The sequence below is a fragment of the Arthrobacter sp. 3Tela_A genome, from assembly GCF_049311025.1.
GTDB lineage: Bacteria > Actinomycetota > Actinomycetes > Actinomycetales > Micrococcaceae > Arthrobacter_B.
Genome location: NZ_JAXIOM010000005.1, coordinates 37,153 through 54,614 on the forward strand (window position 1 = coordinate 37,153; position 17,462 = coordinate 54,614).

Annotated in this window: 8 protein-coding genes and 1 pseudogene; 1 reads left to right on the plus strand and 8 read right to left on the minus strand. The window is 59.6% G+C overall.

Annotated elements, in window-relative coordinates; all coding sequences use genetic code 11:
• Window positions 1–514: 514 nt before the first annotated feature.
• The 5 genes and pseudogenes from TVC13_RS02950 to TVC13_RS02970 all read right to left on the minus strand — a co-directional run bounded on the left by TVC13_RS02950 (window position 515) and on the right by TVC13_RS02970 (window position 12,909).
• Window positions 515–1,015 (minus strand): DUF6998 domain-containing protein, encoded by a 501-nt coding sequence (locus TVC13_RS02950; RefSeq protein WP_422399754.1) that lies wholly within the window; start codon window positions 1,013–1,015, stop codon window positions 515–517.
• Between the two features lie 288 nt (window positions 1,016–1,303).
• A complete protein-coding gene (locus TVC13_RS02955; RefSeq protein WP_422399807.1) occupies window positions 1,304–4,393 on the minus strand; it encodes a DUF3427 domain-containing protein in 3,090 nt (1,029 codons plus the stop codon).
• A gap of 165 nt (window positions 4,394–4,558) precedes the next feature.
• Window positions 4,559–9,172 (minus strand): helicase-related protein, encoded by a 4,614-nt coding sequence (locus tag TVC13_RS02960; RefSeq protein ID WP_422399808.1) that lies wholly within the window; start codon window positions 9,170–9,172, stop codon window positions 4,559–4,561.
• 123 nt (window positions 9,173–9,295) lie between these two features.
• Window positions 9,296–9,892: pseudogene (locus TVC13_RS02965) on the minus strand (DEAD/DEAH box helicase); the annotation flags it as partial.
• Complete coding sequence (locus TVC13_RS02970; RefSeq protein WP_422399755.1) at window positions 9,889–12,909, minus strand: hypothetical protein; 3,021 nt, start codon at window positions 12,907–12,909, stop codon at window positions 9,889–9,891. The pseudogene TVC13_RS02965 and the gene TVC13_RS02970, both read right to left, overlap by 4 nt.
• A gap of 327 nt (window positions 12,910–13,236) precedes the next feature.
• Here TVC13_RS02970 and TVC13_RS02975 point away from each other — a divergent pair, with 327 nt between their 5' ends.
• The gene (locus tag TVC13_RS02975) at window positions 13,237–14,934 is read left to right on the plus strand and encodes an NERD domain-containing protein (protein ID WP_422399756.1); all 1,698 of its coding nucleotides are present in this window, start codon (window positions 13,237–13,239) and stop codon (window positions 14,932–14,934) included.
• Window positions 14,935–15,191: 257 nt separating this feature from the next.
• On the opposite strand, the gene TVC13_RS02980 is transcribed toward TVC13_RS02975, so the two are convergent.
• Genes TVC13_RS02980 through TVC13_RS02990 form a run of 3 tightly spaced genes read right to left on the minus strand, consistent with a single transcriptional unit; the run spans window position 15,192 to window position 17,383 of the window.
• Window positions 15,192–15,521, minus strand: coding sequence for a hypothetical protein (locus TVC13_RS02980; protein WP_055240039.1), 330 nt, complete (start codon window positions 15,519–15,521; stop codon window positions 15,192–15,194).
• Window positions 15,518–16,669, minus strand: a complete 1,152-nt coding sequence (locus TVC13_RS02985; protein WP_422399757.1) for an ATP/GTP-binding protein — start codon at window positions 16,667–16,669, stop codon at window positions 15,518–15,520. Before TVC13_RS02985 ends, TVC13_RS02980 begins: the two co-directional genes overlap by 4 nt.
• Before the next feature lie 51 nt (window positions 16,670–16,720).
• On the minus strand, window positions 16,721–17,383 hold the full coding sequence (locus TVC13_RS02990) for an NUDIX hydrolase (RefSeq protein ID WP_055240037.1): 663 nt from the start codon (window positions 17,381–17,383) through the stop codon (window positions 16,721–16,723).
• Window positions 17,384–17,462: the final 79 nt, after the last annotated feature.

Consider the following 17,462-nt stretch of genomic DNA (forward strand, 5'->3'; position numbering starts at 1 on the left):
CAATACCACGCCTGTATGATTTACGCTCGATATGGTGGCGAGGATGCAAACAGTTGCGAGAAGCGTCGATTGGACACCCTGTCGCTAATTGACGATAATGAACACCGTTATCGCGTTCCCGACGGCGTCCCACAGAGGCTTGCACCCTCGCGCGCGTCAATTGATTTCGTGCAATCGGCGCTTTCATCCTTAAGAATAGCTCCCGCCAACTAGGGACAATCGCCGGATTAAGGTCACTTTCAGAATCGCCCGGAGATTAGCAGCCTCCACTCACGCACATAATTCCTAAGTGCGATCCGGCAATACCCCATTGCGCCGGGGCACTAGCCTCGAAGTCAACGCCCGCAAGCATCGTCAGGGTGGCGCTTCCACACGATGCAGACCCGCTTCACCACGGTAAGATCTGAAGTCCAGGTGCCCGAGGTGGTTGCACTACGCGGGCGGTGGGAACGGTGCACTGACCGGTTCGATGCTTGCCCAAGGGGGCTGTTTCCTCATGGGCCTACAGCGATGGTCAGCCCGTCGTGCCGCCCAGCCCCTCGAAAGCCTCCTGAATCTTCGCTGTAACGTCCGTTCCGAATCGTTGCGCCCGGCCCGTCGGGAGCCTAGGTCCCTGCTTATGCGGAGTGAGGAGCCCTATTAGCTCCTTACTGGTGTACTCTCGTGCCCACTCAACAGTGTTCGCGTCTCGGTCGAATCGAATACATAGCGCGAGATCAAGATCGGCGCTGTCTACAGTTTCTGACTTGAACTGGAATATGCGATTCGTCCCCTTTGGCAGAGTACGGGTCTTCACCTGGATTTTGCGACCCAGTGCGTCAGTTAGGTCATACCCACGTGTGCCGGGCGCCGCGAGAACACCACCGTAGACGGCCAAAGCAATTGCTTCGCCGATCTCGCCCTCAAGACTCCCGGATGTACGGGAAAGGCCGCGGCGACGAATTTCGTCCCTGACGCAGGATTGCAGATACAGTAGCTGGGCAAGAGTCAGCCTACTGATATTAGGAATATCCACGCTCCAATCCTAATGTGTTCCGAAGGACGGGATCGTTAACGTGCCCGATGGAAGACGAAACAACCAAGTTCATCCAACTAAATACTTCACCTGCATCCTCCGTGGAGACAACAGCTTGGACTGCTACGCACCCAATTGACCTAGCCAATCAGGCATTTCATCCGCGGCTAAGGAAGGTGCCGAGCAGTGCGGAATAGGGAAGCACCGAATAGGACTCCGCCATTGGACGACTCCAAGACTCAGTTTCTCCTGCGCGGAATTTACACCCTTTGGGGCTTAGCAGAGTCGCTACTGCGCCACAGCGCTAGCCTCAACATAAACATCCGCAGGCATCGCCCGGTGCAGCTTCCATACGATGCCGACCGGCTTCGACCCGGAATGCGACATGTAGTCCAGCTGCCCCAGGCAGGTGTACGGCATCGTCATCCCGTTCTCATCACGCTGCCGAGGCCGGGTGAAGAGCAGAACCTTCGACCCCAATGACTTGTGGTTGATGTACCGCCGGCCGGTCACGCTTTCCGGAGAGGTCGCGTTCTGCGACTCCCAGTGGAAAACATCCGGACTCATCGCATAGTCCTTGTACATGATGGACGCCGCACGTTCCTTCTCGTCCTTCTCCAGCGTCACGAAGAACGCATCGGTTTTCGTTTTCTCGCACCAGGCAACGCCCTCCCGGTGGCTGGTCTTACCGCCCAATGCGAAGTAGCCCAGCGCCGCCAGGACTTCCTCCCGCCGATAGGTAGCGTGTGAATACAGCGGGATATGCTGCAGCCCCAGGCCCAGCCCTTTGGGCGCATACCCGGAACGCTGAACGATAAGTGCAGCCAGTTGGCGGATCTCCGCGCAGACCAGCGGATAGTTGCGCAGGAACTCGAGTCCGGCGTCGTACGATGTGTGCCCTCCCCCGTTCGGCCACAGCGCGAAGAAGAGCATCCGGGCCAGAATCTGTTCCCTGTCGCTCAGCTCGCCGTAGCGGGGTGCGTTCTCCGAGACCAGTTTCGCGTACGTCTCCGCCCGCTCCGGATCATCAATGCAGAGCATCGCCGTCATCCGGCGCAGCAGGTCCTCTTCAAGCGCTGAAGTCTCGTTCAGCTGGGAGGCCAGTACGACGTCGTGCGCCTGGCTGATGTCCACCAGTCCGGCTTCACGGATGAGCGAGGTCCAGGAATCCCCGGTTTTGCGGTACACGTCGGGCAGGTCCCGCCCGGACTCCCGCAGATAGTCTTCCAGCAGGTGCTCCCCGTAGGACCGGACCTCCGCCACCAGCTGCTTCCGGTTGACGCGCAGCTGTTCCCGGATGTTGTTGAGCACGGTCTGCTGCGCCACGCGGTCCAGGATGATCTGCGATCCGGACGGCAGGTAGGGGAACCCGTCCTCCACAGCCTTCTCCAGCGCCTTGCGCCGGAGGCCGGTAAGGGATTTCAGCTTGGCATCGAACCGGAACTCACGGCGCTGCTGGCCGATGAAGTCCAGCACGGTGAGGACCGCTTTGTCCTTCGCACGGCGCAGGCCGCGACCGAGCTGCTGGATGAAGACAGTCGCGCTCTGCGTGGGCCGCAGCAGCAGAATCGTGTCGATCTCCGGCAAGTCGAGACCCTCATTGAAGAGGTCGACGGCGAAGAGGCAGTTCAACTCCCGGTCCCGGAGTTTGCGCAGGGCTGCGGCGCGATCCGCCTCGGGTGTCTCACCGGACACTGCCAGGGATGCGATGCCTGTGCGGTTGAAGACCTCGGCCATGTACTGGGCGTGCTGCACCGAGACGCAGAACCCGAGGGCCCGCATGTCGCTGGTGCTGGTCACCTTGTCCCGAAGTTCAGCGATGACCTTAGCGGCGCGGGCGTCATTGCCGGTGTAGAGGGCGTCCAGCTGGGTGATGTCGTAGTTCCCGCGCTTCCACTCCACCTGGCTAAGGTCGACGTCGTCCGCCACACCGAAGTAGTGGAAGGGGACGAGGAGATCGGCGTCGAGGGCGTCCCACAGCCTCAGCTCGCCGGCGATCCGTCCGCCGAAGAACTGATCGGCCACGTTGACTCCGTCGCCACGTTCGGGTGTGGCAGTCAGTCCAAGGAGTTCCTGCGGCTGAAGGTGGTCCAGCAGCCGGCGGTATGTGGGGGCTTCGGTGTGGTGGAACTCATCGATGACGACGACGTCGAACTGCCGCGGGTCGAGCTTGTCCAGTCCCAGCGCGGCGAGTGACTGCACACTGGCGAAGACCTGCTTCCACTGTGACGGTTTGTGGTCGCCAACGTAGAGCTCACCGAACGAACCGCGTTGCATGACGTCCCGGTAGGTGCGCAGCGACTGCTTGAGGATCTCCTGCCGGTGGGCGACGAACAGCAGGGACAGCTCGCGGCCGTCCGCCTCGCACAACCGTTTGTAATCCAGTGCGGCGATGACGGTCTTGCCGGTTCCTGTTGCGGCCACCAGCAGGTTTCGGTGCTGGTCGTCGACGGTGCGGGCCGCGTCGAGGTTCTCCAGCATTTCCTGCTGATGAAGGTACGGCTGGATCTCCAGTCCCGTGGTGCTATCTGGCCGGGCGGTCTGGCGGCCGCCGTTGCGGGCCAGCGCGGCGTCGAGGCGGTCGCCGTCGACTGCTGGGTCGTAGGGCTGGAAGGCCGGCTGCTCCCAGTAGCTGTCGAAGGTGATCTCGAATTTGCGGAGCAGGTCCGGTGTGCCGACGGAGGAGAGCTTCACGTTCCATTCGAGGCCGTCCAGCATTGCGGGGGCACTCAGGTTGGAGCTGCCAACATAGGCCGTGTCGAATCCGGTGTTCCGGCGGAACAGCCATGCCTTGGCGTGAAGGCGGGTGGCGTGGGTTTCGTAGTTGATCCGGACTTCGGCGCCGTATTTGAGGACCAGCTCATCGATCGCCCGCCGTTCGGTAGCTCCCATGTACGTGCTGGTGATGACCCGGATGGGGATGCCACGGTCATGGGCATCTTCGAGGGCTGGTTCGAGGAGGCGCAGGCCCGTCCAGCGGATGAATGCGCACAGCAGTTCGACACTGTTGGCGGAACCCATTTCTGCGCGCAGTTCTGCGGCGAGGTTCGGATCGTCCTTGCCGTTGGTCAGGAGTGCTGGCTTGCCCAAAGGTGTGGATGGACGGCGGAGCTGGCGGCGCTTCAGGGAGTCCGGTCGGAAGAGGGATAGGAGCTGGGTGGGGCCTGGTTCGACCAGGTCTGATGACAGATTCGCCAGAATGGCGTTGGTCAGTTGGACACGGTCCTCAGGTTTTACTCCTGCCAGAACTTCGCGCACTTTGGCAGCGACGTGCCGGGCAAGCAAAGCCGGCGACTCGTCGTCGGAGACGGAGTCCGTGATGGCCTCCACTTCTGGGCTCAGAGCGAGTTGATCGTGCAGTTGCCTGGTATACAGCATTTCGTATAGGCCTTGTGCCAGACCAACGTCGTCTCCCCCAGATATGTTCACCCAAAGAGAATACGCGTCCTTCCCGTGAGCAAGCTCTCGGATGCACTCAGGCTGGAGGCTGCCAATTAGACAATGGGTGGCGTGCGCGGCTGCATGCGCACGCCACCCATTCGCCTATCGCATCAGATACTGAGCGGCTCCGTTGTTCGCCGCCATCAGAACGGGTAGTGGGCGCCTGGTGAGCTCATAGAAATCACTCACTGTAATTCTGTGCCCGGGACGTTCCTTACGAATCGACTCGACCGCCTGCGTTTGTTGGTGGTTGAACCTCTCCTCGCTCCTGGACCACAAGGGGTGGTTGACCAGGATCGTGGTGTGAGCGTCCTGTATGTGCACCACAGGAGTACCGGTGCTGTCATAGGACACCCTGATCTCCGGGCTGATATTCGTCATGATCGCCTCCAACTCCGCTCTGCGACCGAACCAGCGTTCAGGGTCAAGCGGAGCACCTGAAGAGAGATCAAGCATGTCCAGCGCCAGTCTCCAGTCCAAAGCTCCATGCAGACGCTGGTTATCCCAGGACCGTAAACAGTCGGGGCATGATCCGGAGCAGTCGACATGCTTGGGATCCTCGTACTGACCCCGCAGCACCGTGCGCGTACTGCGGAGGAGCTCCTCGAAGACCCTGGGCTTCGCGATTTCAACCGCGTATCCCGCACCGTTATCCAGGGAATCAGCCAGAAAAACTCGGGCCGTGGAACGCGACCCCGCCGAGATGTACTGCAGTCCAGCCTGAATTTCCTGCGGATCGATATCCAACTGTTCTCTCGCGCCAACACGAAGAACTTCAGCTAGCGACCAAAGCGCAGCGTGCCCAGCCGGTAGAACCGACTGCTGAATGGGGACACCACCGTCGCCCGTAGCTAGCTCCGAGAAATCAACTGTGAGGGCATCGGTGGTCCGAATCTCGCCAATTGCGGCTCTTCCGAGGTCGTGCCCGGTCACAGGCATGTCCTTCCACCCCGATGGGTACAGACCCTTGTCGGAGGCGACCACGGACTGATCCGCCTGCCGAAGCAGTCTGAAGAGCTTCGATTTGTTGTCGTTGTACTGCACCAGCTTTCCTTGCTCGTACAGGCGGAGGTCAACGTCGCAGACTCGCGTCTCCTCGCTTGTTTCCTGTTCTGACACGAAAGTCGGCATACTCTTGGCGTGGCTGCGGGACTGGTCGATCCTAAAGGGCCGCTCCACGTAGGTGGTCCTGAAACCTAGTGGCTCATACATACGGAAATCAACCATGGGAGAACCGCAGGTGGGGCAAGCTGCCACTGCCTTGTCGATAAAGGTTGTTGCGCATTCCTGACAGAGTGCAACCTGATGGCTGGCTCCCAGCGGGTCCGCGGCTACCCATTTGTTCTCGCGTCGAACGTAGTGTGCAAATCCAGCGGCAGTGTGTACGAGTTGATCTCGAACCACCTGGGCCCCGGGAGCGTAGTTTGTAATGGCTATGCTCAGCGGACGGTCCGAAACGAGCGCGTCATCAAGTTTCTGAGAACCGGGATACGTCCGGTACAGATTTCGGACTCGGGTGGGAAACCCGAACATTGGGAGGACGCCGCCCAAAGCCAGGGCCTGACTGAGCTCAGGCTCCGTTACGTGGGGCTGCTGGAGGACGAAGTCAATTCGGGGGCATAGGCCGGTGCGCGCCCAAGAGATTAGCTCTTTCACCTGACCTTCCGTGAGTTTCGTATAGGCAGCGAGCCTGTGCACTGTTGCAGCTACCTGTGGGCTGCTGGCTAACCAATTCGCCACACCTTCTCGATGGGTGTCCCACTGGGATGTCTTTCCGAATGATCCGTGCAGGCTCTCGCTTGACCACTCCGGCGGGGCGGGCAAGGAAAGAAATGCCCTCCTCAGCAGCTCAGCGGCTACAACTCTCTGAACGATCCTCACTCGCCCCAGGTCCAGGAATGGCTGCGGGGCGAGGTCCCCGGTGATGCGTTCAGCGTGGTTAAAGTAGTACTCGTCGTGAGCGGAGTCGCGACAGGATGTAATTGCGAAACTAAACGGCTGCCCAGCACGTCCAGCGCGACCTACACGCTGTTGGTAATTGAACCTTTGCGGGGGCATGTTGGCCATCAGAGTCACATTCAGGGACCCGATGTCCACGCCAACTTCCATCGTTGTGGTAACGCTGAGCACGTCGAGTTGGGAAGTCCTCGAGTTCTCTCGTGGAGCGGGGAGTCTCACGCCTTTGAACCAACGTTGCCGTTTGCGTTGTTCTTCAGCCGGCTTCGTTTGCGCCGTCAGCTCGGCAACGGCAATGCGCCGAACTGGCTGTTGAGCCAGCCAGCTGTAGTAGTCCTGGGTGTAATCGCCCCGCTTACGCTCAATGAGTTCCGTCGAAGTGCATCCCTTGTGCGCGCAGACTCCCGCTGAAGCTTGGAGATGGCGGAAACCACACTGGCCACATTCCCAGACTTGCTCTCCGGCAGGTGCGAAAGCAATTTGGGTGGAGTGTCCATGCAGCCGGAGTGCCCATCCGTCGGCGATATGGGAGGTCTGGAGAGCTCTGTAGACCCATGCCTCCAGGGAGGCGCGGTCCAACCCGAATTTGGTTGAAACTCTATCGAGATACCCTGTGACTCCAGCCGGGGCTTTGGTACCTGTGTCCTGCAAGCGCCAATGCCCCTCATACTGCCGGTCGAGGGCAAGGATCCGAATGCAGCTCGCGACCACCTGCATTCCTTCCTCTGCTCCCAGAGGGCCGTTGTCCTGCAGGGGAGGCTTAACCCACGCCAAGAGAGTCGACTCAACGTCGCGTCGGCCTCCATCAAAAAGCTGGAGCGCGATCTCCTGGTCGAGCTCCTTGGCGAATGCATCCCGTGCAGGTGCGCTGGCAGAGACTGACACCTCGCGCCACATCCCAGGTTCCGGAGACGGATAGTACGCGTACCAGGGTTCTCCGCCTTTCTCCTGAGCGAATGCGCCGCTTCCGCCAGGGCTGAGTCCGAGATCGACTAGTTTCGTCGTCGTCCTGGCACGGAGTTCGGCCCATCCGACAGTGTCTGACCTAGACAGGCGTATTTGGGAGATAACGTCCAAGTCACCCTCTGTTGGTGAGCCGCTTCTTAGACGAATAACAGCAAGAATCGCCGTCGGATATTCCCGCGCGATCTGCTGAGCGACGGAGAGCTCTTCCTCGGTTAGCTCGGAGCTGCCGTGAGCGAACCGGTCGACGAGGTCAATGGGATCCTGCGCTGAAGCCTCCGCCAGGCCCTGGTACAACATTTGTACCAGGATGTCGCTGTATTGCCGGGTGGCCAAGGAGGCAGCTGTCCGTGCCGCCGAATCGCGGTTATCGGTGAAAACAATGGTGCGATAGTCTTCGGGTTTTTCCCCTAGAGTGCGGGGCAGCTGACGCAAATACACCGAAGTAACCTGGGCAGGAGAGGTCGCGTGTCCCTGTAGCGGTGTGGCTACTGCGCCTGTTTCAAACTCCGTCTGCCGCCCCCCTGACTGGCCACAGCGTGGGCAGCGGCTGGGCAGCGCCGGCGTCGCCCCGGCGTCGCCTTTCCCGGCAATTTGGAAGACCCATCCAGTAACTTCGTCCGAGCCAGTTTGCAGGATGCCTGCCGAGTTCAGGTGAGCAGGGACCCACTGCAATTTGAAGTTCGCGTGGGTCCAATCCGTTTGCCCTACCGGCCTTGTGCCGTCGGGGGAAGGCCAATACCACCGGTAGCTCTCCCTGCGGCGCCTGGTGACAAGCCCTGGGCTATCGGACATAACGGACGTGGGCGTGGCGCTCAGTGCCTCTTCACCATCCGCTTGCAGAGGCAAGTGATAGCCCCCGAAACTCGTGTCTCCACACTCACCGCATAGGATAAGTTCCAGCACTCTCGAGCCACATGCGTCGCACACCGACACGGGTCGAGCAAACATCTTTCCAACCGTTCGATGTGAGTCTGCCCGGCTGGGTTCGATCCCAGTGCAGTCGTGGTTGGTGCATGCCCATAGGCCGGAAAGCACACGGGCAAATAGGTGCGCTCTCAGCGGGATGGTCGGTTGCCCAGACTGTGCAATCGCTTGGAAAGCCGCTCCCAGCCCTAGAAATCCTGGGTCTGCACGGTTGAAGAGCCGCTCTGCCAGCTTGGAGAGCGAGTGGCTTCGATAGCGTCCATCCACCGGGTCAAAGCACGCTCGGGCCACCGCTTTGGCCAGTTCTGGGCCCTTCTGACTGAGGGTGCCCGCTGCGGACTCCTCCAACACCTGCCCGAGCTCCAGGGGAAGCTGAGCCTCGATCGTTTCTTGTTGCCCTTCGGTCAAATGAAACCGGGTTCTTTCGACGCCAAAGAACTCCTCGAGGAACTCGTATCCGGCTTCGTTTGCATCGAGGGAGGCGCTCGCTGCAATGATACGAAGCTGCGGACTGTCAGGGGTCAGTTCGAGGCGGCTGAGAAGACGCCTGATCAAAAGGGCAACCTCGCTGCCCGCAGTCCCTCGATAGGAATGCAACTCGTCAACCGCCAGCGTGAAGACATGATCCGGCGACTCTTTCAACCACTTTAGCGTCGCCGCAAATAGTGGATTTTCGAAGTCCCGCATCAGAATCGCGTTCAACATTGCGAAGTTGGAGACCAGCACGTCCGGAGGGTCCTGGACGATGTCCCAACGAACAACCATTTCGTGTTCAGCAGGGTTTGTGAAGAGCGCTAGATCCTCATCGCTCGTGCCTGCCTGGATCAAGCCCGTGTACTCTTCCTCGAGTTCCTGGAGCTCCTTGGCCACTCGGGCAATCTTCGGCTTCGATTTGGCTCCGGCGGGGATTCCGTTTCCACCCGGTGTCGCCCCGGTATATCGTCCCAGCCAAAGGCGAGCCGATGGATCTGTCTGACCTATACGTCTAAAAGCGAGTCTCAAACGCGTCAGCTGGTCCTCGACCAAGGCGTTGGTCGGGTAGAGGATCATTGCCCGTACAGCGGCTGGACGCTGTTCCTCAGCTCGAAGCCGTGTATAAGACTCGGTAGCCCACCAACGATTAACAGGGCCGGGAGAACTCCAAGCTTGGGCTTCCTCAACCAGTCGCAGGAGAATCGGCAATAGGATCGCTTCAGTCTTGCCGGACCCTGTTCCGGAAGTGACCACAACGTGCTGGGGCCCATCCTCGGCCGGGCGCCGGTTTACCGTGATGCTGGAGGCCTGATGTCGCCGAATTCGGGGCCCTGAAGAGTCCGTTGTGAATTGTCGGAAGAGCGCGTCTCCAACGGTTGCGGCTACTTTCTCTGAGTATCCAGCATCGACAGCCGTGGTGATGAGGTCGTCCTTAGCAGGGTAGGGAATTACCGGTTCGATCAGAGGGTCCTGAAAAACCTGGCCAGGAGACATGACGAGTTCATCTCGGTCCGCGGTGAGCCCAGGCGACCTGAGGCGGTAGTGCGTGCTGAAATAGCGTTGAAAGGCGTCCCTCAGTGACGCGGAGACCGATGTCGGAGTGGGGGCGAGAGTCATGAAGCGACCTTTCCAATCAGAAGGCGGGCAGTCTGAAGCTCCACTCCCCGGTAATTCAATGAAGACGTTCGATAATCCGCCGTAGGGAGGCAGCCGGAGGCCATGACGGCGGCCCTGCCATAGATCCCCGGAAGGTCTGCGCCCATGGGTACGGACAGCATCCTTGAATCTGGATCATAGGCAACCAAATGTCGTCCGTATTGCAGGGCCGAGAGGTGCTTTCCGAGTTCTACGGTCACCTTGGCCCCAACGCCATCTTCGACGTCCTGTTGGTTGCGGTAGATGTATTGCGTCAGATATCCGTCACGAGTTCGAAACAGACCCGGATACTCAGCTGATTCCACATCTATCCAACTAGCTGATGCGGGCTCAAAGAACTGGCACCCGTGCATACTCGGTAGTAGTGCTCGAGTAAGAGACCCGTCAAGTGTGGAGATTTCTGGGAGCACTGCGGCCAGTGCCTCGGCCGCATTCGGTTGGAAGACCACGTCAAGATCAGCGGCCAATTCCTCGACTTCGGAAACTGCCATATCCATGATTGTTTTGCTGGCATGGGTCTGGCCATTCAGAAAATCCAGACGGCCGCCGGCGTTTTTGACCTCTTTAGCGGCATAGGCCTGCATGTCCTTATCCCACAAGCCAGCGAGCATCCATGAACCGTCGCTCAATCCTCCGATGCTGCTGGCCGCTACCTCCCAGTGGGTTATGAGATGAGACTCATTACGTTCCACTTCTATGAAGGCAAGCGATTCAAGGGATGAGATGAGGTATTTCTCGAAAAACGCCGTGTCCTCGAGTTGCCTGGCTAACACCGAGAAGTCTCGGGTGGTGCCTGAGCCGATGTAGGCAAGTGCGTCCATCAATGCTTCCCAGTTAGTTTCCTTATCCGACAGCGGGGGCAGCTGCACCTGGCTGGATGGAGTGCTCCGCTGTACCCGCTGCTTAGGACGGGTAGGAGCACGATGGCTCAAATGGCACTGCTCGCATTCGCCATACATCCAGCTAGTCTGCGGCCAGCCGCCGTGAAAGGTGGGGAAAACGAAGCGATGCCGTCCAGTTACAAGACAGGATGCGGGACCTGGTGGAGCGAGCCGGACCGGCTTGCCCCTCGGACTCTCTACGCGGCACGCCTTCCAAGCACCGACTTTGGGGTATGGCACCTCTCTCGCTTGAATAACTTCACCGTCGATCAGGAGCCCATCAATTCCAATATGTTCTGCAGTGTTGTTGGACACTGCAGTGACCGGCCATAAAGGGTTCGCGAAATCTCGACACAGATATCGAAACGGTTCAGCAGCTAATGACCTTGTTGACGTGGAGTCGCGGAGCTTGACTGACAACGATTGCAGAGTCCTTTTTCCCGCGCGCAACGAGAGAGTGAAATCCTCGCGGTCCATGTCAAGATCGGCAACCATCACAGCATAGGGTGCACGGATCGCGCTTTTCAGAACGACTTCCTGCGCCTGCAAGCTCTCGTCCTTCAATGTAGTTGCTACGAGATCGAAGGGCCCTTCGTCTTCGGATGCAATAACCAATTGCAGAGGGCTAAGAGAACTCCACCTCGCTATTCGCCCGGGTAGCTTTAATCCACCTGTGAGTGTCATCTGCGATGAAAGGCGGAGTTCGAATCCGGCGAGCTCTTTACTAGTCGTGAGAGCCGCGACCGGGCTTCGCACCATCTGCACACGGTCGAACATGATCCAGCCATGAGGTATGCCCGAACGGTTTTCAGGAAGTCTCACATATCCGGGCTGCGCGGAGTCAATAATGATTTTCTCGACCGCATCCGCCAAGCCGCTCTCAAGGCGAACCAGGATCCGTGCAGGGGTTCCTGGTACTATCCTGTCGGCCTCCAAGTACCGTTCCGTCACTGGGTCCCTGGTCAGTATGAGTACATTCTTAGGAAACCGCCTGATCGTCCGTCCCGAGGCGGTAGTAATAGACACCAGACCTTCGAGAAAGCTGGCGTATTCCGGCACTGCAGCTCCAAAATCCACGTCGGCCCGGCCAGGCGCGTTGTGTCGGAGGACAATCGGAATGTCGCTGTTCTCCCCGGTCAGGATCCCGTCTTCATCGGAAGCTACCTGCAGGTTCACCAACAGACCCAGCTGAAACACTGTGCCGAGGCCCTTCCGTTTCTCCCGGAGCGTGATTAAGCATCTCTTGGCGTACGAGTTGAAGGTGTCGCCCGTACCATCGTTGTCCGGCCCGTCCCATGCAGCCAGTTCAGCCACTGCGATATCGGTTATTCGGTCTTGGGTGTCGCTGTTTCCCCACATTTTGATCATGGCCGCGTTGGCTGATGTGCGAGCGCTGCGAATCCAAACGTCGAGGGCACTGAACATTTCGCTATGCGAGAGGGACGTCCCCGGAAGTAGCCCCTGTTCCTCAAACATGCGCCGCAGGTTACGCCTCTCCGTTTCTCTGACAAGCGCCTGAGAAACCGGCAAGCCAACATAACGATGAGTCAGTGCGTATGCGCTCGGTAACCCCAGAGCGCCATCGTTTTCCTCCAGCCAGAGCGCCAGCGCCTCCCAATAGGCCTCTGTAGAGGCTCTGAATGCCGAGCGCAAACGAAGAGATTCCTCCGACGGTATTGAGAGGAGATTTTCCAGTTGTGCGTAGAAACCGGCCTCGTTCCCGCCCTGTCTACGCCCCGAGATATTGCCCATTGTCTCCGCAGCCATAGAGAAGACGGTTAGAAGCGCGACGTGTGGCGGTTCTGGCGGCGTTCCGTCCGAGCGGTTCCGTCTTGCCAGCCACTGCTCTGTCTCGTAGTCGAACCAAGCAAAAATTGAAGTCCCGGAGCGTTTCCAGTAAAGCCGTTCACGGACAGCAGCGGCCAAAGCCGCGGGTGCCTGATCCAAGGCGATGCCAAGAGATGCTGCCGCAGAGGTAAATGCTTCGTCGTCCTTATCGAGGTACACGAGCTTACCCGCGTTATCTTCGACGAAATATGCCTGTGCCAGCGCTGAGTTCCAGCGCATGTAGGCGCTGTCCTTGGCATCGACGTCCAACGTCCTGACCATAGTCCCCCCATGTTGATGTTCAGTTTGAGCTTACTGACGCCCTCCGACATTTCCCGCAGATCGGGCACAATAAATGCTCAATTTCAAGGGCACTGGTTGGAAAGGCACCTGACGCCATTCCGCTCTTCGAGTAGCGGTACGGTGTTGGGCTTCCGGAACCGGAACGAAGATCACATCTACTGCGCATCTATGACAAGTCCAATGCCGTCGTCGTGAGCGCCGTGCCACTGTGGCTCTCTCCACGTGCTGGAAGGTCCACACGAGGTACCCTGCTCATAGGATCCGGCCTAGCCGGTACACGATAGAGGGGGAATCGTGCATTGCATACCTGAGAAACCTGCTTTCCCGGAGGGCCATCACGCCGAGAAAGCTGTATGGGATGCCCTGCGCGCCCAGCTGCCGGATGATGTCGTACTGGCGCACTCCGTCCAGGTGCGCCATGGGCGCGCAGAGCACGAAATTGACATTCTGGTGCTCTGGCCGGGCGTCGGGCTGGCTGCGATTGAGGTCAAGGGCGGAAAGATCTCCGGCGATCAGGGCCAGTGGTACCAGTCCGATCGGCAAGGCAAGCACCGAATCGAGAGCCCCATCGCGCAATCCCAGGGGTCTCAGCATGCCTTCAAGGACTGGGTCAAGGACCAGATCGGGTCACCGCTGGTCAGCCGGTTCGCCTACATGGCGGCCTTCCCTTACAGCGATGTTCCCCATGACTGGGAAATGGCCGGGGTTCCCCGCCCGTTGATCTTCGACCATGACGACCTCACCGACTGCCGGGAACGCCTTCGTGCCGCCATCGAGACCCAGGCGCAAGGCGGAAGTCCGCTTGCGCCCAAATACGCCCAGCGGATCATTCCCCTGCTCTCCGGAGATCTGGAGCCGTCCAGCGATCCGTCGCTAAGTGCCGACGAGCTTGAAGACCTGCAGGAACACCTCACCGAACGGCAGAAAGTCCTGCTGGATTCCACCCGCTCCATTCCCCGGGCCCGCTTCGTAGGAGGGGCAGGCAGCGGGAAAACCTGGCTCGCCGTAGAGAAGGCGAAGCGCCTGGCCAAGGAAGGCAAGCGCGTCGGGCTCTTCTGCTACAACCGTGGCCTCGCTGAGCATCTGCGCCGGCAGGTTGCCGGCTGGCGCCAGGCCAAACTGGTTTATGTAGGCGAATTCCACGACTACGCCGTGTCCCTCGGGGTTCCCAACGGCGAAGGACAGGCCTACTTCGACGAGGACATGCCCGCCCTGATGATGAACCTCGCTGCGGGACTTCCCTCGGATCAGAAGCTGGATGCCATCGTTATCGACGAGGCACAGGACTTCGCTCCGCTGTGGTGGAAGAGCCTGCTCGCCTGCCTTCGGGATCCTGAAGGCGGGGAGATCTATGCCTTCATGGACGAACGCCAGAACGTTTACGGCAGGTGGGATTCCCAGTCCGCCGGCACGGCACTCGATCCAACCGCTGGCCTGGTCACCCTCCACATCGACGAGAACCTCCGCAACACCAAGCGCATTGCCCAGACATTCAAGGGCTTCGCCGGCAAGCACTTCGCGCCGCGCGGAGGCGACGGGCTTCCGGTGCGTCTGGTCGTCTGTTCCACCGAGGACGCCATCGACGTCGCCGGTGACTGCGTCGATGCCCTGATCGACGAGGGCTGGGCCAACAACCAGATCGCGTTCCTGACCACGAAGAACCGGCACTCCATCCACAAGGAATTCGAGAACGACCCCGTCGGCTACTGGAAGGCATTCCACGACGACGACGGGGAGTTCTACGGGCATGTCCTGGGCTTTAAAGGGCTGGAACGGTCCGTTGTCATCCTTTGCGTGAACGGCTTCAAAGACATGGACCGGGCTGCTGAACTGCTCTATGTAGGACTCTCCCGTGCCCGGTGCCTGTTGGTGGTGGTCGGCGACCCCGATCTCATCGCCGAGGCCGGTGGGCCGGAGATGGCGCATGCCATGGATCGGATGCAGAAGTGGCAGCCGGAGTTGGAGCCAGCAGCGGCTTCCAGCGCCTCCTAACGTCCCCGCCGCCACAACCGCGACGCGACGCTGAAAAGAAGGCAGTGCCGTGTCAGTATGATCCTCGCAATCCCCCGAGGCCAGTGGTCGCCTGTCCAAGGACAGCGTTACGTTCCAGCCGAAGGGCGTAAGTAAACACTGACGACCGCCGAGCGCTTGCTGAGGGAACCTTGTTCGGTCAGCAAGCGCCCGTCCGGGTCGCTCATGTCAACGAGCGTTCCAAAGCTCGCCTCGCAGACCGCGCCTCGTTTTGGCCCCTAGGAGGTCGCCTCTGGCCAGTCGCGCGCGTATTCGTCGGCGACTTGAGGCCAGATTATCTGGAGCCCATCGGCGACTGATTCAATTACCTCGGCTGGCGCTCCGGAGATGACAAAATCGTGTGGGATAACCCTTCCCGCCCTGTCCGTTCGCCCTTCCGGATCTAGAAACCTCAGTGCAACCCTGTGGCTAGCCCGGCGACAGACCTCGGGCTCATCCTCCAAGCCGGCAAAGGCCTCTTGATAAACAGGCAGCGGGTCCTCGAACCCACCATCCCGGAGGAACTTGAAACCCCATGCCCGCCCCCGGGTCGCCCAAATGAGGCTCATCTGCGACTCCTCAGAAGGATGCCGTCCTCTTCCGCCTGGTCCAAGTCCATCTTGAAACGGGTCAACGTCGCGGCAAGGTACTCTCGCTTAGCCATAGCGTCAGCATTCATTTCTCTCACCTTGTCCCCGGCCAAATTCACCGCACTGTTGAGAACGCTCGGGCCGATCAAGTTAGCCAGGTGGCCGATGGGGCCAGGAATATTCAGCTTGCGCCCAGACACGGCAGCTGCCAAAGCTCCGACCCCACCCAATAGATTCTCGACAACTTTCCTGGGGAGTTGCATAGCATGAGCCCACTTGGCATGCCGCTCGAACGGGAGTATGGCTGCCATCGGTTGGATTAATTCGATGCCGATGCGCTTGTCGACTTCAATCCCGCCCCCGTTGAACCGCGCGGATGAGAAGAGAACGAAATCCTCCCCCACCGACAGAGCGTCACTTCCGTCTACCAGTTCGGCCAGTACCTTTCGCAGCGCATCCATGTCGTCACAGGCCTTCTCAATAAGAAGATCCCGGAACCTAAATACATCCATGTCTGGCAACAAATCGGCTTTGGAGAGGGCCATCACCCAGATACGAGGAAAATCTGCAATTGGTTTCCCTTCCTCCAGCAGACCGTCTTTCAACGACAAGAGACCATTCCGGAAGTTTGCCATCAACGATTTCAGGTACCGCTCTTCTTCACCCGCGTTGTCCAACAGGCGCTGGGCATCAACCAGCAGGAATGCCACATCAGACCCAAGGAGGGACTTAAATGCGTCAACTCGATGCAGAGCTTCGGTGGACCCGCTTACCCCCTGCTCAAACCATTCCCCGGGGTAGTCATGCCAAACCAGACGCAGAGCATCGAACGGCTGGCCCCTAAAGGCCTTGGCCTTCGCACCTTCCTTCAACCTGATAGAAAAACTGTACGAGGCAGCCGTGAACTTCGTTAGCATGGGCAGACGATTTGAATCGCGCATTCCCAAGTAATTGCGGTGTAAACGAGCGCCTTGGCCAATATCGTCTGCCACCACGTGGAACAAGTTCTTTTGCAGGTAGGCAGGCTCTTGGGTAGCCCCGTAAAACGAGGAAAGCATGACTGTCTTTCCGCTGCCGCTCTCGCCAAACACTGCAATCTGTTGCTCTAATGCTCTGCTCAATTTCATACGAGAAGCCTACGCGGGCAAAAAGCCACTCCTGGACTGACTGAACAAACCCTAGCGTCCCCGCCGCCACAGCCGCGAAGGCCGGCCGCGGGTGCCGTCGGACATCTCCCCCGTCCCCATCAGCTGCGGCTCCATCTGGCGCCGGAAGGTATCGCGCATCAGAGACCGCCCAGCGACCGCCTCATGCAGATCCCGGAGCTCCTTCAACGTGAAAGGTTGCTCCAACAGCCCTGCGGGGTCCGGCACGCGCGCATAATCCTGCCGCAGCCGGTCGACCGCCAGGAGCACCATCTCCGCGTGGCCGTAGGGAAGGCCGGCAATAAGCTCCGCGTCCGGTGTCACCGAAGCCAGCCGGACGTCGTCGGATTCCAGCGGCTTCTCTAGTTCGCGGAACGGAACCGCGTCCAGGTGGGCCACTGACAAGGTCCAGCCTCGGTCGTCACGGCCAGGGTCGTCGAAGACGTGTAGCTGTTGAGGAACCCTCCCCTCAATTCCTGCTTTGTCCCGGAGCGAGCGCAGGACGGCAGCTGCCAGGGTTTCGCGTTCTCTCAGGAAAGTGCCCGGCAGCGCCCACTCCCCGGGATGGTGCTTCTCCCGCCGGCGCACGAGCAGGACCTTCAGCGCGCCGTCGTCGACAGTCAGCGCAGCAGTGTCCACGGCCACGGACGGCCGTGGAAAGTCCAGCAGGGAGGACGGGGGTCGAGACTCACTCATACCTGCATTTATCTCAATGTTGCGCAAAAGATGCAACCGGCGCATACTGAAAGAAGTTAGCGCGAATCTGCGCTAAAGG